Source organism: Paenibacillus sp. P22, assembly GCF_000469945.2.
In the GTDB taxonomy this organism is placed as follows: Bacteria; Bacillota; Bacilli; order Paenibacillales; family Paenibacillaceae; genus Paenibacillus_O; species Paenibacillus_O humicus.
Genome location: NZ_CBRA020000093.1, coordinates 14,775 through 37,298, shown reverse-complemented (window position 1 = coordinate 37,298; position 22,524 = coordinate 14,775). Strand labels below are relative to the sequence as shown.

Genomic DNA, 22,524 nt, shown 5'->3' with positions numbered 1-22,524 from the left:
CTGCGCGCGGACTCGCCGAGGAGGCGGTCCAGCAGCTGGCCGGCCTTCTGGGCGTCCCTGCCGCCGCGCATGAACGGGGCTGGCTGCTTGCGGCCGCTGTCCGCGATGGGCAGGAGCTCGTTCCGCAGATGCGCTCCATCGTCCGGAAGGCTGCGGCGGCCGGGGTGCCGCTCCATGCGGCCGGCGGCGAAGTCCAGCCGGGCTGGGACGGCATGGAGGCGGCGAGAAGGACAGCGCTGCATGCGTATTCAAGCCGCTACCTGGCCGGCAGCGGCGGCGTCGTCCTGAATGCCGAGGTGAGCGGGCGCGAGGGCATGCGCACCGTATGCTCTCCGGAGGAGGAGAGGGAGATCGCGCGCATGCTTCAAGCCGGTAGGGCGGAGGCGGTGGAGCAATGGACCGATCGTCTCCTGGAGAGCATCCGTTCCGAGGGGAAGGCGACGCCGGCTTCCGCAACCGCTTATTTCCACTCCGTGCTCATCGCCGGCTGCCGCTGGCTGGACCGCAGCGCGGAATCCGTCGGGGCGGAGCCGGCTGCTCCGCTGGAGGGCCTGGAGATCAGCGGCCTGGAGGAGCAGCCGCGCGAGACGCTCATCACCTGCCTGCTCACGCTGGCGAGCCGGTACAGGGAGCTGGCTTCCGGCGGCCACGGAGCCGTCAGGCGAGCCTGCGAATACATCCGCGAGCATCTCAGCAGCAGCCTGTCGCTGCAGCAGGTCGCCCGGCATGTCCACATGAATCCGACTTATTTCAGCGAGCTGTTCAAACGGGAGGCCGGACTCACCTATCTGGAGTTCGTCACGGCCGCGCGCATGGAGCGGGCGCGGGATCTGCTGCTGCATACGCCTGCCAAGGTCGCGCGCATCGCCGCGGAGGTCGGGTATGAGGACGCCAAGCATTTCAACAAGCTGTTCAAGACGCATAGCGGCTGCACGCCGACCGAATTCCGCCAGGCGGGCAGGTGAAGAATGCCCCCCCTGCTCCCCGAAGGATCCCCCCTGCTGAGGCGGGGCCCCCTGGCTTATACTGAGGTCAATTCATGACAGGGGGAATGGTTATGAGAAACATAAGCAAGCTTGGAATCGCCGCCGTCACGGCCATGACGCTGCTCACCGCGTGCAGCGGCGGCACGAACAATGAAGCCTCCTCCAAGAACGGGGAAGGGGCGGACGCCGGCAAGAAGACCAAGCTCACCGTATGGCATAATTTCGCCGGGGACGACGCCCGCGCCAAGACGGTCCGAGCCAAGATCGAGGAATTCGCCGCCAGCCATCCCGACGTCGAGCTCGACGCTCAAGCCATTCCTCCGGACGGATACCGCCAGCGGCTGAGCACGGTCGCCGCCGCGGACGAGATGCCGGATGTGTTCCTCTCCTACTCCGGCAGCCACATCAAGGGCTTCCAGGAGTCCGGGCTCGTGCAGCCGATCAACGAGCTGCTCGACAGCAAGCAGGAATGGAAGGACAACTTCCTGCCCGGAGCCTTCGACGGCTCGACGATCGACGGCAGCACCTATCTCGCTCCGCTCGCCATGTCGGCGACGTCCTTCCTCTACTATAATGCGGATCTGTTCAAGCAGAACAACGTCGCCGTTCCGAAAACCTGGGATGAGCTGATGGCAGCCGTCGCCGCCTTCAACAAGGCCGGCATTACGCCGATCGCGCTCGGCAACAAGGCGCCATGGGTCGCGCAGTCGACCATTCTCGGTTCTCTGGCGGACCGCGTGACGGGAACCGAATGGTTCAAGAAAGCGGTCGCGCAGGATGGAGCCTCCTTTGCCGATCCGCAGTTCGTGGAAGCTCTGGGCTATTTCAAACAGCTCGTCGACGCGAACGCTTTCGCCAAGGACGCCAATACGATCGACAATACCCAGGCGGAGCAATACTTCGTGCAGGGCAAGGCAGCCATGATGGTGAGCGGCGCATGGACGCTGACGAATCTCGCCGCGACCAGCGAGGACGAGCTGAAGAAGATCGACATCACGGTGCTTCCTTCCGTTCCGGGCGGCAAAGGCGAGGCGAACACCATTACCGGCGGCGCCGGTGCCGGCTTTGCGCTCAGCAAAAAGGCGGAGGGCGACAAGAAGCAGGCCGCGCTCGACTTCATTTACGCGGTGAGCGGACCGGAGACGCAGAAGGCGATTGCCGAAAGCAACTCTATGATCATGTACAAGACGGAAGTCGACCAGTCGAAGGTCACCTCCCTCTATTACAAGGCGTTCGAGCTCGTCAAGACGATCGGCATCACGCCGGTCTACGACGCCTACCTGTCGGCCGAAGCGGCGGAGGCCATCAACAACGGCCTGCAGGAGCTCATGATGGGCGGCAAGCCGGAGACGGTCGCCCAGAATCTCCAGGATGCCCAAGCCCGTTCGCTCAACCCATAACCGCACAGTCGGAGACCCGTGCCCGCAGCGGGTCTCTTTTTTGCACAAAGGAGGCTGACAACCCGTGCCGACCCCACTTCGCAGCAGAGGCTTCATCGCGGCGGCGCTGCTGCCCGCACTGATCGTATTCATCCTGTTCGCCATCGTGCCGATTCTGTGGTCCGTCTATTACGGCTTCTTCCAATGGAAAGGAATGGGCCAGCCGAAGTTCATCGGATTCGGCAACTATTCGGCCATGCTGCAGGATCCCGTCTTCTGGAGGGCTCTGAAAAACAACTTGATCCTCGTCGTTTCCGCCATTGCCGGGCAGATTCCCATCGCGCTCGTCGGCGCGCTGCTGCTCACCGCGAACGGCTGGTTCAACCGGCTGATCCGCTCTGCGCTGTTCATGCCGATGGTGCTCTCCACCGTCGTCATCGGGATGATCTGGGGCTATATCTACAACTCGCAGTTCGGCCTGCTGAACGAGGCGCTCTCGCTGCTGGGGCTCGAGAGCTGGACCCGGGCGTGGCTGTCCGATCCCAAGGTCAATATGTACGCCGTCTCCATTCCGATCAACTGGAGCAACATCGGGCCTTACTTGATCATCTTCATTGCCGCCCTCCAAAACATCTCCTCGGAAATCCACGATGCCGCCGCCATCGACGGCGCTTCCGGCTGGCGCAAGCTGCGTTCGGTGACGCTTCCGATGGTATGGAGCACGGTCGTCGTCACGCTGGTGCTCTGCATCGCAGGCAGCCTGAAGGCGTTCGACCATGTCATCGTGATGACGGGCGGCGGACCGGCCAAGTCGACGGAGCTGCTCGCCACTTATATGTACAACAACACGTTCGCCGTCTACCGCTACGGGTACGGCTCCGCCGTCTCCACCATGATCATCGTCATCAGCCTGCTGCTCATCGCGCTCAACCTGCTGGTCACCCGCCGGAAGAACGGATGAGGGAAGAGGAGGACTCCTAATGAAGGCAACTGCTGCTCCTATCCGGCCCGAGGCCGTCGGAAAGCCTCGGGCCGGCTCCGCCGCCGGGCGATTCGCGGTGAAGCTTGCCCTGCTGCTCTACGCGGCGGGCACGCTGTATCCGCTCTACTGGCTGTTCATCAGCGCGCTCAAGACCAACGACGAATTTTTTGCCCATCCCTATGCGCTGCCGCAGAAATGGGTGCTCTCCAATCTGTCCCGCGCTTGGGAGCTCGGGCATATGGGCCGCGCCATGGTCAACTCCGTTGTCGTATCGGTGCTGGCCGTCGCCCTGACGCTGCTGCTCGGCACGATGGCCGCTTATGTGCTTTCCCGCTTCCGCTTTCCGCTGTCGCGGGCGGCGACGGGGCTGTTCGTGCTCGGCATGCTGATTCCGATCCACAGCACGCTCGTGCCCTTGTTCATCGTCATGAACAAGGTCGGGATGCTCGATACGTACGCTTCCTTGATCCTGCCTTACACCGCCTTCGAGCTGCCGATCGCGATCTTCGTGACGATCGCTTATCTGGCATCCATCCCGCGCGAGATCGAGGAGGCGGCGCTCATCGACGGCTGCGGCTGGTGGGGCATCTTCTTCCGGATGATTCTGCCGCTGTGCAAGCCCGCGCTCGCCACGGTGGCGATTCTGGCTTTCCTGCGCTTCTGGAACGACTTCGCGTTCGCGCTCGTGTTCATCAACTCGCAGGCGCTCAAGACGCTGCCACTCAGCCTCGCCCTGTTCTCCGACGGCTTCGGCACGGATTACAGCCTGACGATGGGGGCGATGGCCATTGCCGTGCTGCCGACCATCGCCGCTTATCTGGTCTTCCAGGAACAGATCATGAAGGGCATGACGGCGGGTGCCGTCAAAGGCTGATGAAGAATCGTTCTTAATATGGAATTTTATGTATAAAAACGAATATTCAATAGGCCTAATGGTATAAATTATTCATAAAATTAGGTCAATGGATGCAATAAAAACCGGTTCCATTTGGTTGGGAACCGGTTTTTTAATGTGAAGTCAATAGGACCTCTGTGCAAAAAAAGATAGGTTATGCTACTTAGTTCATATTGACGGGTTGTCTTTATGCATTCTATAATGGCAATGATCAAATGCAAATGTTGGTAATTGTAGAACTTTACTGCAATATTGATATTGTCGTCGATTGCCGTAATCTTCTGAAGGGGAAACTGCTATGGTCTATGATGGCATCCTTATCGGCCTTGTCGTCGGATTTATCCGGGCAGGCTGGAAGAGCGGCTTGATCGCTCTCGGCAATATCCGAATTAAGGGCGGCTGGGTTTTTCCGCTGCTGCTTATTGTCCAGTTCGGTTTGTTCTATCTGCAAGATTATGTGTCCTTTTTCGCTCGTTTCAACTCCTACTTTTACATGCTCGTTTATGTTGCAGGGCTTTCTCTCCTCTACGTAAACCGCTCTTACAAGGGAATAAACTTGCTTTTTATTGGTGTCTTTCTGAATTTCCTGGTCATGCTGGTGAACGGCGGACGAATGCCGGTGTCGCTGGAGGCTGCCTCCGTACTTGATCCTCATTTTATTGAAATGCTGAAGAACGGAGACGTACTGTACAAGCATATTCTTCTGGATAGTTCAACTAGACTCCCGTTTCTGGGAGACATCATACCTTTGGGTCCTCCTTATCCAAGAAGGCAGGCCATCAGTATTGGAGATGTAATCATGAATATAGGTATCTTCTTCTATATTACATCGCAAATGTCTTCCCAAAAAACCCATGAAAAGCAGCCTCGTACAGAAGCGGCTTGATCTTGAAAAAGGGGCTTTGAAGCATGAAGGGAGGTGACGAATATGAAAAAAGTCAATGTTAAAGTCATTCTCTTTAATCTTGCCATCATTGCTTCCCTGGGAGTTGCGCTGACTTCGGGACTTAAAGTATTCTAATAGCTTAAAAAAAGGAGACAGAATGATCGTTCTGTTTCCTTTTTAATATTTACCCGTTAAGAGGGAGAGCCAGGATGAAACAGTTGAAAGCTATCGCGGTTATACTTAAAACGCCCTCATACCTCTATGTAGTCCTGCTATCTTTAATGGGTAGTCTATTATTGCTTTCTTACTTTCTTCCTGTCGGAATTGCCATTTCTAACGACAGATGGATCACGATTTACGCCATGACTGCAGGAGTCGTCTTGCTTGATTACTTTATGTTTCAACTCCCGCCTGAAGGGCACCGTCAATCCATGGACTCCACTATTTTTTTGGCGACCGTATTTGTATATGGAGTAGAGCCGGCACTGTTGACTTTGGCCATAAGCACCTTTTTTATTGTTTTCAATCATAAGGATACCAAGTGGTGGAAACATTTCCTTAATCTCGCTATGTATACTTTTATGATTGTTGGGGCTAATTACATCTACTTGCGGTTCGGCGGCGAGACAGGCACTTTTGAGACTTCTTTCCTGCCGGCATTCATTGTTTCGCTTGCGGCCTACTTCTGTATAAACGTCCTTTTGATTGGAACCTATTATTTTTTGGTCTACAAAGGAAGACTTGTCGAAATCCTGCGAATGTTTATCAAGGAAGTTCTCTTTGCCTATCTCAGCATTTTGCTGTTATCAATGATTCTGGTTATTTTGCTTATTTATACCAGTCTTTTCGGCCTATTTCTGTTCTTGATTATCGCTACGCTGCTGTCGCACGTCTTCAAACAGCTTTTCCTCATGTACCACGAAATCAACGACAAAGCCAACAAGGACCAGCGGACAGGGCTGTACAACCACAGCTACCTGGAAGAGAAGCTGGATGACTTCATAAAAACCTACCGCGAGGATGGGAATGTTTTCTCCTTCGCGATGCTGGACCTCGACGACTTCAAGAAGTACAACGATCTCTACGGACATCCGCAAGGAGACAAGCTGCTCAGCTTCGTCGGCTCCATCATCAAGGCGGAGTGCGAGCCTTATGGATTCGTCTGCGCCCGCTACGGCGGAGAGGAATTTGCGGTCATCATGCCGGCGTACGGCAAAAACGAAGCGCGCAAGTTCATCAACCAGCTGCGCAAGACGGTGAACAATTCTCCGTTCGAAGGCGTCGAAATCCTCCCGCACGGATGCGTGTCGTTCTCGGCCGGCGTCATGGAGATGAATGCCGATACGTACGAGAAGTCGCAGCTTGTCGGCTTGTCCGACCGGGCGATGTACATCTCCAAGTCCAAAGGCAAGAACACGGTGACGATCTACGGCGAGCAGACCTATCTGCCGCAGAAGTTCGAGCATGAAATCAACGAGCTGGAGCAGCAGATCCGTGTATTCCTCTCCAAGGATGTCTACACGTTCAAGCATTCCAAGAGGGTGTTCTCCTACGCGGTGGACATGGCGGAGAAGCTCGGCCTGAACGAGGAGGAGAGGCGCACGCTTATTCTGGGCGCGCTTATCCACGATATCGGCAAGCTGGAGATTCCGAGGGAAGTGCTGACCAAGAGGGCGAAGCTGTCCAAGGAAGAATGGGAGCTCGTCAAGCAGCATGTCACCTTCGGCAAGGAGTTTCTTCTCGCATCGGGAACCTATTCGGATCTCGTGCCGCTTGTCGAGCTGCATCATGAACGCTATGACGGGACGGGTTATCCGCATGGGCTCAAGGGGACGGAGATCCCGAAGCTGGCGAGGCTGCTTTGCATCATCGATTCCTTTGACGCGATGACGACCGAGCGTCCTTACCAGCGGACCCGTACGTTCGAGGAGGCCGTGGAGGAAATCCAGGCCTGCTCAGGATCGCAGTTCGATCCGGAGCTCGCCGTTCCGTTCATCGCCTATGTCAACCACCGGATCGAGCAGGACGATATCCCCGAGGAGATCATCCAGCAGCTCCGCGAGCAGCAGGAAAGAGAAGGAGCTTGATTCGCTGGCCGTTTGCCGATGAGGCAAACGGCCTTTATTATTTTCCTTTAGCCTATTGACGTTTTAGGGGACGAAAAGTCATAATTTAATAGAATGTAAACGCTATACAGGTCTCCTGGACGACAAACGCAACTTCAAAAGGAGGCTGAACGCATCGCATGAGCAAGCCTGACAAAGTAGCCTTGAGGCTGCAGGAAACGATGGATCGCCGCCGCATCGTCGGCATGGCCTGCGCGTTTCTCATTCGCGGGCGGCTCGTCTGGAGCGGCGGTCTGGGACTGGCGGACAAGGAAAGAGGCTTGCCGGTGTCGGACAAGACGATCTTCCGCATCGCATCCATTTCCAAGACGGTCACAGCCGCTGCGCTGCTTCAGCTCGCCGATCGCGGGTTATGCGGCTTGGACGACGACGCAGGCAAGCTTGTCGGCCTTCCGCTCCGCCATCCGGCCTTTCCCGGCCAGCCGGTTACGCTGCGGCAGCTGATGACCCATACGTCGGGACTGCGCGACGAGTATGCCGGCTTCGCGGCCGCTTCCCGTCAGGATCCCATGATTCCGCTCTCCGAACTGATCGTTCCCGGAGGACAATGGCATCCCGCCAAGCTGTGGGGGGACAAGCCGCCGGGGGATCCGTCCGGTTATGAATACTCCAACCTTGGCGCGATTGTCATGGCGACGATTATCGAGCGGCTGAGCGGCGAGCGCTTCGACCGCTATTGCCGCAAGCATCTCTTCGAGCCGCTCGGCATGCGGGATTCCAGCTTCAACCTGCAGGATTTCGAGGAGCCCGACCGAATCGCCGTCCTCTATGAGTACGATGCCGATGCCGGCGACTATGTTCCGGCCGCAGACGCATTTCGCGGTTGTCTGCCGGAGCCGACGGACCTGCGGGATTACGTTCCCGGCGCCAACGGATCGTTGTTCGGCCCGCAAGGCGGCCTCCGGACGACAATCGCGGATCTGTCCCGCTGGCTGGAGATGCTGGCCGGCAAGGGCGAGCGCAGCGGAGTCCGGATTCTCCGCAAGGAGACGGCGGAGCAGATGCAAGCCCGGCAATGGTCCAGGGTTCCGCAGGAAGGCTTCTACCGGGAAGGCGGCCTGCAGCTCCAGCGGACGCATGATCTCATGCCCGGCAGGCTGATGATCGGCCATCCCGGCGACGCCTACGGGCTGCGCAGCGGAATGTATTTCGATCCCGAAGCCGGAATCGGCCTGATTTATGCCATGAACGGGCTGGACGACGCCAAGGAAGGCCATGTGTTCACGGCGGCGGAGACCGAGCTGGCTACCGCGATGGCCGAAATATTCCTGCGGAAGAAGAATCAGCGTTAACGGCGTCTTCACCGGGAGCCTGCAAGGCGCATTTCCGGCACAGCATGGACCCGGAGCCTGCTAGGCCGCCTCTAGGAGCAGACGCCTCTAGGAGCAGCTTGGACCGGGAACATGGTTGCCGTTAGAAGGGCATAACATGTCGGCGCGTGCCTGTGGTCGCAGTCAACGCCGGGCCGGCATGGGCCAATAGCAGGATTTCTCATTTACAACCCGCTCGAGTCGATGTTAGAATAATTAACATCCAGCGAGCGCATGAAGCAGACAAGGGAGAATGACGGATGCCTTTCGACAAGAACACGCTGTATCTCATAGGCGATGCCCAGTCATCCGTGAACAATCCGATTACCCAGCAGTACAGCGCTTTTTTCATCGGGCTCGTCGTTGGGAAGGAATCCGGGATCATCATCGATGCCGGCTGCTCCTCCACCATTCCGCTTACTTCGGAGTTCGTCCGCTCGATCTTCATCGGCCACTCCGTTCTGGACGTGGAGCTGGTAGCCGAGGAAATCCGGAGCAGGTACCACGGCTCTTCACAGAAGGCATTGATCGTCGCCTTCAAGGACGCCTCCAAAAAATTCAAATCCACGCTCATCGACTAGAAGAGCAGGCCTCCGCGCCTACTTCCGGTCAGCGTACGCTGCTTTATTTATCCGTATGGCGGGACATTCCGGCATGCACGTAAATAAAACCCAGCCAACGGATCCAGGGACAAGCATGTCCCCGGCTGTTGGTCTGGGTTTTTTTCATACTCTGTATCAAAACCGATCATTTCTTATATTCCGGGAGGATGGCCAATGAAGCTCTATATATCGGTAGACATGGAAGGCATAACAGGGCTTGTAGACAGCACGCACGTCGATTCGAGCCAGCGCAGCTATCCCCGCGGCCAGGTCATCATGACGGACGAGGCGAATCATGTCATCGGCACGGCATTCGACGAAGGCTGCTCCGAAGTGATTGTCAACGACAGCCACTCCAAAATGAACAATCTGCTGATCGAAAGGCTGCATCCCGACGCCCAGCTCATCACCGGAGACGTCAAGCCGTACTCCATGGTGCAGGGGCTAGACGCTTCGTTCGGCGGCGCCGCCTTCCTCGGCTACCATACGATGGCGGCAACCCGCGGCGTTCTCAGCCATTCGATGATTTTCGGCGTGACGAAGATGTACATAGGGGATACAGCCATCGGCGAGCTCGGCTTCAACGCCATGGTAGCCGGCTATTTCGGCGTCCCCGTCCTGTTCGTGGCCGGCGACGACGAGACGGCGGTAGAAGCGGAGGCGCTGCTGCCGGGGGTGACGACGGCAGTCGTCAAGAAGGCGATTTCGCGCACGGCGGCTCTGTGCCTGACTCCGGACAAGACCGGACAGCTGCTGAGGGAAAAGACGAAGGAGGCTCTCGACAACCGCTCCCGCGTCAAGCCGCTGGCTTCGCCGGAGCGGCCGCATCTGTCGATCGAATTCGCGAACTACGGACAAGCCGAATGGGCGAGCCTGATGCCGGGAACCCGAATCGAGGGCAGCAGCCCGGTCGTTTCCTTCCAGGCCAAGGACATTCTCGAAGCCTACCGGGCCATGCTGGTCATGATTGAGCTGGCGACAAGGACCAATTACTGCTAAGACGTTTTGCCAGACCGATTAAGGGGAGTGACAGAAGGTGGCATCTTACATCCTGAAGCGGCTTGTCTCCATGCTGGTGACGCTGTGGCTGATCGTCACGGTGACCTTTTTCCTCATGCATTCCGTGCCGGGGTCTCCGTTCGACAAGGACGGCAAGAACAGCAATCCGACGGCCGTGCAGAACATGATGGCTTATTACCATCTGGACGAGCCGGTCGGCATTCAATACGTGCTTTATCTGAAGTCTCTGCTCAAGCTGGATCTCGGTCCGTCGATCGGGCATTTTCCCGACAGCGTAAATTCGATGATCAGCCGCGGTTTCCCCGTTTCCTTCCAGCTCGGCATGATCGCGATCCTGTTCGCCATCGTCGCCGGCATCGCGCTCGGAACGGTCGCCGCCCTGTACAAGAACCGGCTGATCGACCAGGCGGCCATGGTGCTCGCCGTGCTCGGCATCGCCGTGCCGAACTTCGTCGTGGCGACGCTGCTGATCAAATACGTGGCCGTGGAATGGCATCTGCTGCCGGTCGCCATGTGGGGCACCTGGCGCCACGCGGTGCTGCCGGGGCTGGCGCTGGCTACCGGTCCCATCGCCATCATTGCCCGCATGACCAGGGCCAACATGGTGGAGGTGCTCACCTCCGACTATATCGAGACGGCCCGCGCCAAAGGACTGCATCCGTTCGTCATCGTCACGAAGCATGCGCTGCGCAACGCGGTGCTGCCGGTCGTCACCCTGCTCGGGGCGCTGATCGCCAACGTCCTGACGGGAAGCTTCGTCATCGAGAAGATTTTCGCCATTCCCGGCATGGGCAAGTATTTTGTGGACGGCATCAACAACCGCGATTATTCGGTCATCATGGGCACGACCGTGTTCTACAGCGCTCTGCTGCTGTTCATGATGTTTCTCGTCGATATCGCCTACGGCCTCATTGATCCCCGCATCAAGCTGCACCGGAAGGAGGGCTGAGCATGAGCGTACCGGATTCCCTGTTTGTCCCGATGAACCGCTCCGCCGTGGATGCGGAAGCGATCGTTCGGCCCCGCCTCGGCTTCTGGAAGGAATCGTGGAACCGGCTGCTGGCCAACAAGCTCGCGTTCGCCGGAGCCGTCATCATCATCCTGCTCGCCCTGCTCGCTTCGTTCGGCCCGATGCTGACGGACCAGAGCTACTCCAGGCAAGTCCTCACCGATGCCAACATGAGCCCGTCCGCCGAGCATTGGTTCGGCACGGATGACCTGGGCCGGGACGTATTCGCCCGCATTCTCTACGGAGCCCGCATCTCGCTGTTCATCGGCCTGATGGCCACCCTGATCGACGTCGTCATCGGCATCGTGTACGGCGGCATCGCCGGGTACGTCGGGGGCCGCGCAGACAACCTGATGATGCGCTTCGTAGATATGCTGTACGGCGTTCCCTACCTGCTCATCGTCATTCTGCTCATGGTCATCATGGGGCCAGGCCTGCTGACGATCATCGTCGCGCTCAGCGCGACAGGGTGGATCGGGATGGCCCGCGTCGTCCGCGGCCAGGTGCTGACGCTGAAATCTTCGGAATACGTGCTGGCTTCCCGTTCGATCGGCTCCAGCGGCTGGCATATCATCCGCAAGCATCTGCTGCCCAACGCGATGGGCGTCATCATGGTGCAGATCACCTTCTCCGTGCCGTCGGCCATCTTCGCGGAAGCTTTCCTCAGCTTCCTCGGCCTCGGCATCCAGCCGCCGCTCGCGAGCTGGGGCGTCATGGCGAGCGATGCTCTCGGCGTCATCCTCTCCGGCCATTGGTGGAGGCTGTTCTACCCGGCATTCTTCATCTCCATGACGATGCTGGCGTTCAATCTGGTCGGCGACGGCCTGCAGGATATCTTCAACCCTAGGCAGAGGAGGTCATGAGCATGTGGAGACGATCCCGAAAAGCGTCGATATCCGCGGTCGCGGCTCCTGAAGGCCCGGCCAGGGAAAAGGAAAGAGAAACGGTTAGGGAAGACCGCCTGCCGGAGCGGCCGCCCGCAATTTACGACGGCCGGACGGCAGCGCCGGAACCGGCGGCGACGGAAAAGCCGGCCAGCCGGGAGCCGAGGGAAGCTGCCGAGGGCAGGGCGCCCGGCAAAACCCTGATGGCCGTCGAAAATCTGCGAGTCAGCTTCCGGACCCACGGCGGAGAGGTGCAGGCGGTGCGCGGAGTCGATCTCCAGCTTCGCGAAGGCGAGACGCTGGCCATCGTCGGGGAGTCGGGCTGCGGCAAAAGCGTCACCGCCCGCAGCCTGATGCGGCTGCTGCCGGAACAGACGTCGAAGCTCGGCAAGGACTCTCGCATCGTCTGGAAAGGCGTTGACCTGACGCGGCTCAAGGAAAAGGAGCTGCGGAAGCTGCGCGGCGCAGAGATTTCAATGATCTTCCAGGATGCGATGACGGCGCTCAATCCGACGCTCACCGTCGGAGAGCAGCTGATCGAGAGCATCGCCCTGCACCGCAAGGTGCCGAGATCGGAAGCGCGCAGGATCGCCGTGGAAATGCTCGGCCTGGTCGGCATTCCGAGTCCGGAAACGCGGCTGAAGCAATATCTGGGCGAGTTCAGCGGCGGGATGAGGCAGCGCATCATGATCGCGATCGCCGCCTCCTGCAATCCGTCGCTCCTTATCGCCGACGAGCCGACGACCGCGCTCGACGTGACGATCCAAGCCCAAATTCTGGAGCTGTTCCGGATGCTGCAGCAGAAGACCGGCGTGTCCATCGTGCTGATCACTCATGATCTGGGCGTCGTCGCCGAAACGGCCGACCGCGTCTGCGTCATGTACGCCGGCGAGATTGTGGAGTCGGGCTCCGTGCGGGAGCTGTTCCGCAGGCCCCGGCATCCGTACACGAGAGGGCTGCTGGCCTCGATGCCCCGGCTCGACCGGGACCGCTCGCGCCAGCTCGAGCCGATTCCGGGCACGCCGCCGGATCTGTTCGCGCCGCCGCCGGGCTGCGCCTTCGCGGCCCGATGCCCGCATGCGATGGAAGTGTGCCGGCTGCATCATCCCGCCTCGACACAGGTGGGCGGCAGCCATTCGGTATCCTGCTGGCTGGAGGATCCCCGGGCGCAGCAGGCTCCGCCGTCCTCTCCGGCCGGACGGTCGGCCGCAATCGGCTAGCCGTTCGGCGAGCTGACAACCGGGAGCCGCTTGTTAAGAATCATTTTAGCCCCTTTTTATTCGGGGCCAAGGGGGGAGAAGGGGAGCGCCAGGCCTGCGGCAGACAGATTAGAGGCAGGCCGTCTGACCAGATGAGACATCGGCGATATGACTTCGATTGCGGCCTCAGCGGACGCAGTATCGACTTGTATCCCACCATTCGAATCAAAGGGGAGAGCCACAACCATGTCCATGAAAAAAATGTCTGCTGCGCTGATCAGCTGCGTGCTGCTGGCCGGAACGATACTGGCCGGCTGCGGAGACGGCAACGATGGAGGCGGCACCGGAGAAGCCTCCGGCAAGATTCTCCGCTACAACAACAGCAAGGAGCCGACCTCCCTCGATCCGCCGATCGGCTTCGACCAGATTTCCTATGACGTGGTGAACAACGCCTTCGAGGGGCTCACCCGCCTGGGCAAGGATCAGAAGCCTGAAGCGGCGATGGCGAAGGAATGGAAGATGTCCGACGACGGCCTGAAGTACACCTTCACCCTGCGCGACGGCATCAAATGGTCCAACGGCGATCCCGTGAAGGCGTCCGACTTCGAATATGCCTGGAAGCGGCTGCTGAACCCCGACACGGCGTCCGATGCGGCCTTCCTCGCTTATCCGATCGCAGGCGCGGAGGCGTACAATTCCGGCCAAGGCTCCGCCGACGCCGTCGGCATCAAGGCGACGGACGACAAGACGCTTGAGGTCACGCTCGCCCATCCGGCGGCCTGGCTGATCCAGATGACGGCAAGCCCGGCCTTTTTCCCGGTCAACCAGGCCGTTGTCGAGAAGAATGCGAAGTGGGCGGGCGAAGCGGCGACGATCGTCGGCAACGGACCGTTCACGATTACGGAATGGAAGCATGACGACGAGCTGAAGATGGTCAAGAACAAGGACTACTGGGATGCATCCAGCGTGAAGCTGGGCGGCGTCACCTATAAAATGGTCAACGATACGAATACCGCCTACCAGCTCTTCCAGTCCGGCGAGCTCGACACGACCGGCAGCATTCCGTCCGATATGGCCGACAAGCTGTTCGAAGAGAACAAGGTCAAGGTCGAAGAGGCGGCGGGCACGGCGTTCTACCGCTTCAACGTCACGATGGAGCCGTTCAACAACATGAACATCCGCAAGGCGTTCGCCGAAGCGGTCGACCGCCAGCAGCTTGTCGATCTCGTGCTTCGCCAGAAGCACAAGCCGGCCGTCGCCTTCGTATCCCCGGGGCTCGAGGATGCGGCCGGAGGCGACTTCCGCGAGAAGGGCGGAGATCTGCTGAAGTTCGACGCGGCCGATGCCAAGGCGCTGCTCGCCAAAGGCATGCAGGAAGCCGGCTACTCCAAGCTTCCGGACGTCACGCTGACCTACAGCACGAACGACATCAACCAAAAGGTCGCCCAAGCGATGCAGGCGATGTTCAAGGACAATCTCGGCGTCGACGTCAAGCTGGAGAGCAAGGAAAGCAAGGTGATGGTCGCCGAGCAGAAGAAGCTGCAGCTGCAGCTGTCCCGTTCCTCCTTCCTGCCTGACTTCGCGGATCCGATCAACTTCCTGGACGGTTTCCAGTCGGACAATCCGTTCAGCCGCACAGGCTGGAAAAACGCCAAGTACGACGAGCTGATCAAGGGCGCTTACCAGCAGAGCGACGAGAAGAAGCGCTATGAGATGATGCATGAGGCCGAAGCGATCCTGATCGACGAGGCTCCGATTTTGCCGCTGTACTTCTACAACACGGTCAATCTGGAGAGCGACAAGCTGTCCGGCGTCGTGCGCCATCCATTCGGCTTCATCGACTTCAAATGGGCGGAGCTGAAGTGAGCCGTCCGGGCCTGATCCGCCCGCGCAAGCTGCAGCCCGGCGACACGGTCGGGATTCCGGCTCCGGCAAGTCCGGGCGACCGGGAGCAGGCGGAGGCTGCCGCAGGTTACCTGCGGCGCCTCGGCCTGAACGTGAAGCTCGGCCGGACGCTCTCGCTGCGCCGCGGTTACCTGGCCGGAAGCGATGAAGAGCGCGCCGAGGAGCTGAACGGGCTGTTCGCGGATCCGGACATCGCCGCCATCATCTGCGCGCGCGGCGGATACGGCACGGCACGCATCGCAGACCGGCTCGACTACGGCATGATCCGTCGCAATCCCAAGATTTTCTGGGGCTACAGCGACATTACGTTTCTTCATTCGGCGATCGGGCGGCTCAGCGGCCTGGTCACCTTCCACGGGCCGATGATGATCGACTTGAAGGAGCTTCCGGAAGGAGAGGACGGAGCCGGCCATGCCCGTCCCCATCCGCTGACGCTGGAAGGGTATAACCGCCTTCTAGCTCCGCATAGTGTTCACTATACGGAAGAGATCGCTCCCCTGCGGGTGCTGGTTCCGGGCGAAGCGAGCGGCCCGCTTGCCGGCGGCAATCTGTCGCTCCTCGTCAGCACGCTGGGAACGCCGTACGAGATCGATACGAGGGGCAGGCTGCTGCTGATCGAGGACATCGACGAGGAGCCGTACCGCGTCGACCGGATGCTGTGCCAGCTGAAGCAGGCCGGCAAGCTGGACGATGCCGCCGGCATCGTCGTCGGCGACTTCCATAACTGCGAGCCTTCAAAGCGCAAGGAGTCTCTGAGTCTGGACGAAGTTCTGGCGGAATACATCGTGCCGGCCGGCAAGCCGGCCATGGCGGGCTTCCGGATCGGACACTGCTCGCCGAATATCGCCGTTCCGCTTGGGGTGGAAGCTGTACTGAACACGAGCGGCCGAAGCCTTGTTTTCAACGAATCCGGATTCTCGGACGGCGCAGAGCCGGCTTAGAGCATCCCGGCCAGCCGCATGAGGAGGACAACAGCATGAACATTGAAAGCATACAGGTGATGAGGCAGTCGACCCCTCTCCACAAGCCGTTCAAAACCGCGCTGCGCACCGTGCACGACCAGGAATCCATCCTGGTCCGGATCCGGGACCGCGACGGCCGCGTCGGCTGGGGAGAGGCGCCGTCCACGATCGTCATTACCGGCGACAGCCTCGATAGCATCGAGTCGGCGATCCGGCTGACGTTCGCTCCGCTGCTCGTCGGGCAAAGCCTGCTCGGCTACGAGCGCATGCTGCAGAGCGTGCACGGAGCGATGGTCGGCAGCAGCAGCGCGAAGGCCGCCGTGGACATGGCGATCTATGACTTGGTCGCCCAGCATTGCGGCTTGCCGCTGTACCAATTTCTCGGCGGCTACAAGGACCGCCTGGAGACGGACTTCACGGTGAGCGTGAACTCGCCCAAGGAGATGGGCGAGGATGCGGCGAGCTGCGTCCGGGAAGGCTTCAACGTGCTCAAGATCAAGGTCGGCAAGGACGACGTGCAGGAGGACATCGAGCGCATCCGGGAAATCCGCAGCCGCGTCGGCGGCGGGGTGAAGATCCGCCTCGACGCCAACCAGGGCTGGCAGGTGAAGGATGCGGTCCGGGCGATCCGCCGCATGGAGGATCTCGGGCTCGACATCGAGCTGGTGGAGCAGCCGGTCAAGGCCCATGACATCGAGGGGCTGAAGGCGGTCACCGACGCGGTCCAGACTCCGATCATGGCGGACGAGGCCGTCTTTTCGCCGGCGGAGGCGCTGCGCGTGCTCCAGATGCGGGCGGCCGATCTCATCAACATCAAGCTGATGAAGTCCGGCGGCATCTACAAAGCCCAGCTTATCAACGGCATGGCGGAGCAGTACGGCGTGGAATGCATGGTCGGCAGCATGATCGAATCGCGGGTGGCGGTAACGGCGGCGGCCCATCTGGCGGCGAGCAAAAAGAACATCACCCGATTTGATTTCGACGCTCCTCTGCTGCTGAGGAGCGACATCGTCGACGGAGGTGTCCGTTACGACGGCCGCGTCATGACGTTCCCGGATGCGCCGGGACTCGGCATCCGGGACGTGCGCGTCGCCGCCAGTCCGGGAGCGGCGGTATCATGAGCGCGGACTTGAGGGAAGCGTGTGCGGCGGTTCCTGTCGCGACGGTATGGACGAGACCGGACTCGCCGCGGGAGCTGGATGCTCCGGCGCTGGCAAATCCGGCCGACCTGCGCGGCTGGCTGTCTTCAATGTCGGTGGACGACCGCCTGGACCTATGCGACAACAATCGGGTGCAGACGCAGCTGCTCTATGGCGAGCGCGTGCTCGTGGCCGAGGAGAAGGAGGGCTGGGCTCGTGTATTCATTCCGGGGCAGAGCAGCTGCAAGGAGCCGCTCGGCTATCCCGGCTGGGTGCCTCTGGCGCAGCTGGCCTTCCCTTCTCCGGGAGCGTTTCCGGACGGAGCCTGCCGAAGCGGCAAGGACCGGCAGGAAGGGGAACGGGCATCGGGCCGCTGCGCCGTGGTCACCGCCGACACCGCCTGGCTGCTCGATTCCGATCCCGATGAGGCTGGAGGAGGGGCGCCGAAGCGCCTCATGGAGCTGAGCTATCTCACGCGGCTGCCGGTCGCGGAGGATGACGCCGAAGGCTTGACGGTGCTGCTGCCGGAAGGCGGCAAGGGCTGGCTCCAGCGCGGCGATGCCGATGTTGCGGCRATCAGCCGTCCATCGGCCGGCGGCCGCGGCGATCATGCCGGCCGCTTCGTCGTGGAGCAGGCGCGCCGCTTTCTCGGCCTTCCCTACCTGTGGGGCGGCATGTCGTCGCTCGGCTACGACTGTTCGGGCCTGGCGTTCAGCATGCACCGGGCGGCCGGCATCGCCATCCCGAGAGACGCCTCCGACCAGGCGCTGGAAGGGCAGGCTGTCGACCGGGAGGACCTGACTCCGGGCGATCTGCTGTTCTTCGCTTATGAGGAAGGCAAAGGGAGAGTCCACCATGTCGGCATCTACGCCGGCGGCGGGCGGATGATCCATTCGCCCCGGACGGGGCGCTGCGTGGAGCTCGTCAAGTTCGACGAGAACTATGAGCTGTACCGCGAGCATTGCGCTTCGCGGCGTTACTGGAACCAATAGGACTTGCGGGTCCGGCTTGCTGCCTTTCGGCGGCGGCCGGGCTTTTTTCATCTGCGGAATTCATTGCTGCGGCTGGCGCTCTTGGACTGCCGCTGGAGGCATTGATTTTACTTTTCTATCGGCATCAGCTCCACTTCGATCGGCATTTTGGCGTAGCCGGGGTAATCTTCGACATTCAATTCGGCGCTGCTTCTAGCTGCGTCATCTTCATTTCATCCCCTATTTATTAGACCTGCGGGGAAGAGAAACGGTTTTCCGGCCGCTGGATTTTATTTCCTCCGGGTTAGAAACTTTTCATCCGGTGGCCCGATTGGGCTCCCTTTGTTATACTAATGGCAAATCTAGCAAACACTTAATGATAGAGTGGAAGGAAAGGGGAGCCGCCCATATGAAGCTGACGGTCGATCCGGAAGCGGCCCGCTGGTATAAGCAAGAGCTGAATCTTCACGAAGGCGACCAGCTGCGCGTCTTCGTGCGCCTGGGAGGCTGCGGCAGCGTGCAGCCGGGGCTGTCGCTCGGAATCATGAAGGACGAATCGCGCCGGCCCGGCTTGCGTCAGGAGGAGGAAGGGCTCGTTTTTTTCATGGAAGAGGACCAGCTCTGGTATCTCGACGGGAAGGAGCTACATCTGCGCTATGACTCCGCGCAGGATGAGGCTTTCATGGATGTCTACTAAATCGTACTGCCGGAAGGGAGCGCATGGAATGAGAAGATGGCTGGTTGTCCTGATGGCCGCCTTGGTGTTGGCGGCTGGCATGCCTGTCGGACCGCCCTCGGCCGCGGTTGCAGCGGCAGCGGTATCGTACAAGGTTGCGACCAAATCGCTGCCTGTCCTCAAGGAACCGGATCAGAAAGCAGCCGTCAAAGGATATTTGACCCAAGGAGCGACGGTTCAGGTTACGGACGAACAATTCGGCTGGATGAAGGTGAGCGGACAGGGTCTCACCGGATGGGCAGCGGGCCACTACCTGGTCAAGTCGGCTTCCGTCGGAACGTCGGGTTCGGCATCGAGCGTGTCCCTGTCCGGCGCTGCCGGCCAGAAGTCGAGTGTCATCACGGGAAGCGGAGTGCGGGTGCGCAGCGGCCCCGGCACCGGTTATTCGGTCGTCGGGAGCGTTACGACCGGCGACCGGGTGACCGTGCTCAAAACGTCCGGGCAATGGAGCAGCGTCAAGACGCCGGGCGGGCTGGCCGGCTGGGTCAGCAGCCAATACATAAGCAGTTCAAGCGGAACTCTGGTGAGCACGGGCGGAGGCAGCGGCCCCGCCGCCGGCAGCGGAATCGGCAGCCTCAAGGGAAAGCTGATCGTCATCGATCCCGGCCATGGCGGCAACGATCCCGGCATGATCGGCACGACGCATAAGACCGAGGAGAAAGACCTTACGCTCAGCACATCCAAGCTGCTCGCCGACGAGCTGCGGGCGAGGGGAGCGAGCGTCATTCTCACCCGTACGAAAGACAGCGAGAAGCCGTCGCTCCCGGACCGGGTCCGGATCGCGGAGCAGGCCTCGGCGGACGCTTTTGTCAGCATTCATTACAATTCTTCCCCTACCAAGGCTTCCGGCACGCTTGTGTTCTATTATTCCAAGAACAAGGATGTGCCGCTTGCGAGAGCGGTCGAAGGCCCGCTTGAGGGGCTGAGCCTCGGCACGAACGGCATTTCGTTCGGAGACTATCATGTGCTGCGGGAGAACAGCCTGCCGTCGGTGCTGCTGGAGCTTGGATTCCTCAGCAACGCCAAGGACGAGGCGGAGGTACGGACGGAGAAGTACCAAAAGGAAGCCGCTGCCGCGATCGCGCAAGGCTTCGAAGCCTATTTCGCCCGCAAATCAACCTGAGAGAAGGATAAACGCCCATGAATTATGCCATCCTGGGATTGCAGGCCGTCATTCTGGCTGCCGTCGCGCTGCTCTATCTCACACGCCCAAGGAGCCGCTCCGGGACAGACCCGTCGCTGCTGCGGGAGCTCGACCGGATCCGGGACGACGTCCGCAGCTACACGGCGGAGCATGCGGCGCAAGGCCGCCAGGAGGCTGCGGCTGCGGCGCGCCAGAACCGCGAGGAGCTGGCGGCTTCCATGAACGCCATGAACCGCACGCTCATGGGCAACATGAACGATATGGCGCTGCAGCAGAAGCATCTGCTGGACAGCTTCTCCGAGCGGCTCGCGGAGCTGACGCGAGTGAACGAGACGAAGCTGGAAATGATGCGCGGCACGGTGGAGGAGAAGCTCCGGCATCTGCAGGAGGACAACAACCGCAAGCTGGAGCAGATGCGCGCCACTGTCGACGAGAAGCTGCATGCGACGCTGGAGCAGCGGCTGGGCGAATCGTTCAAGCTCGTCAGCGACAGGCTGGAGCTCGTGCATCAGGGACTCGGCGAGATGAAGAGCCTGGCGAACGGCGTCGGCGATCTGCGCAAGGTGCTGACCAACGTCAAGACGAGAGGCACGCTCGGCGAGATCCAGCTCGGCAACCTGCTGGAGCAGACGCTGACGGTGGAGCAGTACGACCGCAACGCCGCCACGCGGCGCGGCAGCAGCGAGCGGGTGGAGTTCGCCGTCCGAATTCCCGACAAGCACAATTCCAATCAGATTATCCATCTGCCGATCGACTCCAAGTTCCCGACCGAGGATTATCAGCGTCTGCTGGACGCCCTGGACGCGGACGACCATCTCGCCGCGGCGGAATGCTCCAAGCAGCTGGACGCGCGCATCAAGCAGGAGGCCAAGTCGATCCGCGACAAGTATATCGATCCGCCGAATACGACCGACTTCGGCATCATGTTCCTGCCGGTGGAGGGGCTCTTCGCAGAGGTGCTCCGCCGCCCCGGCCTGTGGGAGCAGGTTCAGCGCGAGTTCCGGGTCGTCATCGCAGGCCCGACGACGCTGACCGCGCTGCTGAACAGCCTCCAGATGGGCTTCCAGACGCTGGCAGTCCAGCAGCGCTCGAGCGAGGTATGGCAGGTGCTCGGCGCCGTGAAGACGGAGTTCGGCAAGTTCGGAGATCTGCTCGACAAGACGCAAAAGAAGCTGCAGGAGGCGAGCAACTCCATCGACGCGGCGGCGGTCCGTTCCCGGGCGATCGAGCGCAGGCTGCGCAAGGTGCAGGAGCTGCCGGCCGGAGAGGCGCCGGACCTGCTGCTGGAGGCCGCATCGGAATGAGGAGGCTGCCGTGAGCATCGCCAATCTGCTCGTGACCGGGTACCGGGCGCATGAGCTGAACATTTTCTCGCAAAAGCACGAAGCGATTCCGTTCATCCGCAAGGCGGTGGAGAACCGCCTCGTTCCTTTATTGGAGGACGGACTGGAATGGATCATCTCGCCGGGGGGCTATGGCTTCGATCTGTGGGCCTGCGAGGCCGCGATCGGGCTCAAGCGGGATTATCCGCAGCTCAAGATATCGATTCTGACGGCGTACGCCAATCCCGACGAGAAGTGGAAGGAAGACCGCAAGGCCTATTATGAAGGCATCCTGCGGCAGGTCGATCATCATGTCAGCGTCAGCAAACAGCCCTATGAGGGAGTATGGCAGCTGACCGCGCGCGACAGCCTGCTGCTGCGCAAGACCGACGCCATGCTGCTGTTCTACGACGAGGAGATGGGGGAAGGCAGTCCGAAGTATTTCAAGGAACGGGCGCTGCGGAAGCAGCAGGACGAGGACTATCCCCTGTTCACGATTACGGCGGAGAGCATCCAGAGCATCGCGGAGGAAGAACGGCTGGCGGATTGACCGACAGAAAAAAAGGCTGGAGCATGCAGAACTTCTGCGGCTCCGGCCTTTTTCGATTGGAAATGAAATGTCCTGCCCGAACGGTTGCTGGCCGGATTCATCGCGGATTCAGGACGCTTTCCTCCAGCGCCTCGAACCGGTTGCCGTACGTCTTCTCCAGATGGCGGTCGCCCCATTCGCATAGCGAGGTCAGAATGGATTGAAGGGACTTGCCATAATCGGTCAGCTCGTATTCCACCTTCGGCGGCACCTGGTTGTAGCTGATGCGGTTCACGATGCCGTCCTGCTCAAGCTCGCGCAGCTGCTGCGTCAGCATCTTCTGCGTAATGTTCGGCATGAGCTGGCGGAAGTCGCAGGTCCGCTTCTTTCCATGCGTCAGATGGCACAGGATGACGGTCTTCCATTTGCCTCCGATGACGTCCAGCGTGGCCTCGACCGCGATATTGTATTTTTTCATGGTTGCGGTTTCACTCTCCTTGCTTCGCAAAAGGAACTAAAAAGTAGCTATGGTACTTGA

The 22,524-nt window shown here is 60.2% G+C and carries 21 protein-coding genes; 20 read left to right on the top strand and 1 reads right to left on the bottom strand.

Features of this window, described 5'->3' with window-relative positions; translation table 11 throughout:
- From BN871_RS14220 to BN871_RS14125, 20 genes are all read left to right on the top strand, one after another.
- The coding region (locus BN871_RS14220) for a helix-turn-helix transcriptional regulator (RefSeq protein ID WP_157060294.1) at positions 1 to 965 on the top strand (965 nt) is incomplete at its 5' end.
- A 92-nt stretch (positions 966 to 1,057) separates the two neighbouring features.
- The gene (locus BN871_RS14215) at positions 1,058 to 2,386 is read left to right on the top strand and encodes an extracellular solute-binding protein (RefSeq protein ID WP_048746773.1); all 1,329 of its coding nucleotides are present in this window, start codon (positions 1,058 to 1,060) and stop codon (positions 2,384 to 2,386) included.
- A gap of 64 nt (positions 2,387 to 2,450) precedes the next feature.
- Positions 2,451 to 3,326 carry a carbohydrate ABC transporter permease gene (locus BN871_RS14210; RefSeq protein WP_048746771.1) on the top strand — a complete coding sequence of 292 codons (876 nt, stop codon included), beginning with the start codon at positions 2,451 to 2,453 and terminating at the stop codon, positions 3,324 to 3,326.
- Positions 3,327 to 3,345: 19 nt separating this feature from the next.
- On the top strand, positions 3,346 to 4,221 hold the full coding sequence (locus BN871_RS14205) for a carbohydrate ABC transporter permease (protein WP_021881044.1): 876 nt from the start codon (positions 3,346 to 3,348) through the stop codon (positions 4,219 to 4,221).
- Positions 4,222 to 4,540: 319 nt separating this feature from the next.
- Positions 4,541 to 5,128 carry a DUF5317 domain-containing protein gene (locus tag BN871_RS14200; protein ID WP_021881043.1) on the top strand — a complete coding sequence of 196 codons (588 nt, stop codon included), beginning with the start codon at positions 4,541 to 4,543 and terminating at the stop codon, positions 5,126 to 5,128.
- A 911-nt stretch (positions 5,129 to 6,039) separates the two neighbouring features.
- Positions 6,040 to 7,215, top strand: a complete 1,176-nt coding sequence (locus tag BN871_RS14195; RefSeq protein WP_232313062.1) for an HD domain-containing phosphohydrolase — start codon at positions 6,040 to 6,042, stop codon at positions 7,213 to 7,215.
- A 158-nt stretch (positions 7,216 to 7,373) separates the two neighbouring features.
- The gene (locus BN871_RS14190) at positions 7,374 to 8,546 is read left to right on the top strand and encodes a serine hydrolase (RefSeq protein ID WP_021881041.1); all 1,173 of its coding nucleotides are present in this window, start codon (positions 7,374 to 7,376) and stop codon (positions 8,544 to 8,546) included.
- 278 nt (positions 8,547 to 8,824) lie between these two features.
- A complete protein-coding gene (locus BN871_RS14185) occupies positions 8,825 to 9,145 on the top strand; it encodes a DUF3870 domain-containing protein (RefSeq protein ID WP_021881040.1) in 321 nt (106 codons plus the stop codon).
- 195 nt (positions 9,146 to 9,340) lie between these two features.
- Positions 9,341 to 10,165 carry a M55 family metallopeptidase gene (locus tag BN871_RS14180; protein WP_048746769.1) on the top strand — a complete coding sequence of 275 codons (825 nt, stop codon included), beginning with the start codon at positions 9,341 to 9,343 and terminating at the stop codon, positions 10,163 to 10,165.
- Between the two features lie 37 nt (positions 10,166 to 10,202).
- Entirely contained in the window at positions 10,203 to 11,135 is a 933-nt protein-coding gene (locus tag BN871_RS14175) for an ABC transporter permease (protein ID WP_021881037.1), read from the top strand.
- A gap of 2 nt (positions 11,136 to 11,137) precedes the next feature.
- The gene (locus BN871_RS14170) at positions 11,138 to 12,058 is read left to right on the top strand and encodes an ABC transporter permease (RefSeq protein WP_048746768.1); all 921 of its coding nucleotides are present in this window, start codon (positions 11,138 to 11,140) and stop codon (positions 12,056 to 12,058) included.
- Between the two features lie 224 nt (positions 12,059 to 12,282).
- Positions 12,283 to 13,299 carry an ABC transporter ATP-binding protein gene (locus BN871_RS14165; RefSeq protein ID WP_048746782.1) on the top strand — a complete coding sequence of 339 codons (1,017 nt, stop codon included), beginning with the start codon at positions 12,283 to 12,285 and terminating at the stop codon, positions 13,297 to 13,299.
- Positions 13,300 to 13,530: 231 nt separating this feature from the next.
- Positions 13,531 to 15,144, top strand: coding sequence for a peptide ABC transporter substrate-binding protein (locus BN871_RS14160; RefSeq protein WP_048746780.1), 1,614 nt, complete (start codon positions 13,531 to 13,533; stop codon positions 15,142 to 15,144).
- Positions 15,141 to 16,124 carry an LD-carboxypeptidase gene (locus BN871_RS14155; RefSeq protein WP_232313060.1) on the top strand — a complete coding sequence of 328 codons (984 nt, stop codon included), beginning with the start codon at positions 15,141 to 15,143 and terminating at the stop codon, positions 16,122 to 16,124. Before BN871_RS14160 ends, BN871_RS14155 begins: the two co-directional genes overlap by 4 nt.
- A gap of 35 nt (positions 16,125 to 16,159) precedes the next feature.
- A complete protein-coding gene (locus BN871_RS14150) occupies positions 16,160 to 17,266 on the top strand; it encodes a mandelate racemase/muconate lactonizing enzyme family protein (RefSeq protein ID WP_048746764.1) in 1,107 nt (368 codons plus the stop codon).
- Positions 17,263 to 18,276 (top strand): NlpC/P60 family protein, encoded by a 1,014-nt coding sequence (locus tag BN871_RS14145; RefSeq protein WP_048746762.1) that lies wholly within the window; start codon positions 17,263 to 17,265, stop codon positions 18,274 to 18,276. Before BN871_RS14150 ends, BN871_RS14145 begins: the two co-directional genes overlap by 4 nt.
- Positions 18,277 to 18,664: 388 nt before the next feature.
- Positions 18,665 to 18,952, top strand: a complete 288-nt coding sequence (locus BN871_RS14140; protein ID WP_048746760.1) for a HesB/YadR/YfhF family protein — start codon at positions 18,665 to 18,667, stop codon at positions 18,950 to 18,952.
- A gap of 28 nt (positions 18,953 to 18,980) precedes the next feature.
- Positions 18,981 to 20,114 carry an N-acetylmuramoyl-L-alanine amidase gene (locus BN871_RS14135; protein WP_048746758.1) on the top strand — a complete coding sequence of 378 codons (1,134 nt, stop codon included), beginning with the start codon at positions 18,981 to 18,983 and terminating at the stop codon, positions 20,112 to 20,114.
- A 17-nt stretch (positions 20,115 to 20,131) separates the two neighbouring features.
- Positions 20,132 to 21,439: a DNA recombination protein RmuC gene (locus BN871_RS14130; RefSeq protein WP_048746756.1), complete on the top strand. Its 1,308-nt coding sequence runs from the start codon at positions 20,132 to 20,134 to the stop codon at positions 21,437 to 21,439.
- Between the two features lie 16 nt (positions 21,440 to 21,455).
- A complete protein-coding gene (locus tag BN871_RS14125; RefSeq protein ID WP_048746779.1) occupies positions 21,456 to 22,007 on the top strand; it encodes a DUF1273 domain-containing protein in 552 nt (183 codons plus the stop codon).
- A 97-nt stretch (positions 22,008 to 22,104) separates the two neighbouring features.
- On the opposite strand, the gene BN871_RS14120 is transcribed toward BN871_RS14125, so the two are convergent.
- Entirely contained in the window at positions 22,105 to 22,464 is a 360-nt protein-coding gene (locus tag BN871_RS14120; protein ID WP_048746754.1) for a helix-turn-helix domain-containing protein, read from the bottom strand.
- Positions 22,465 to 22,524: the final 60 nt, after the last annotated feature.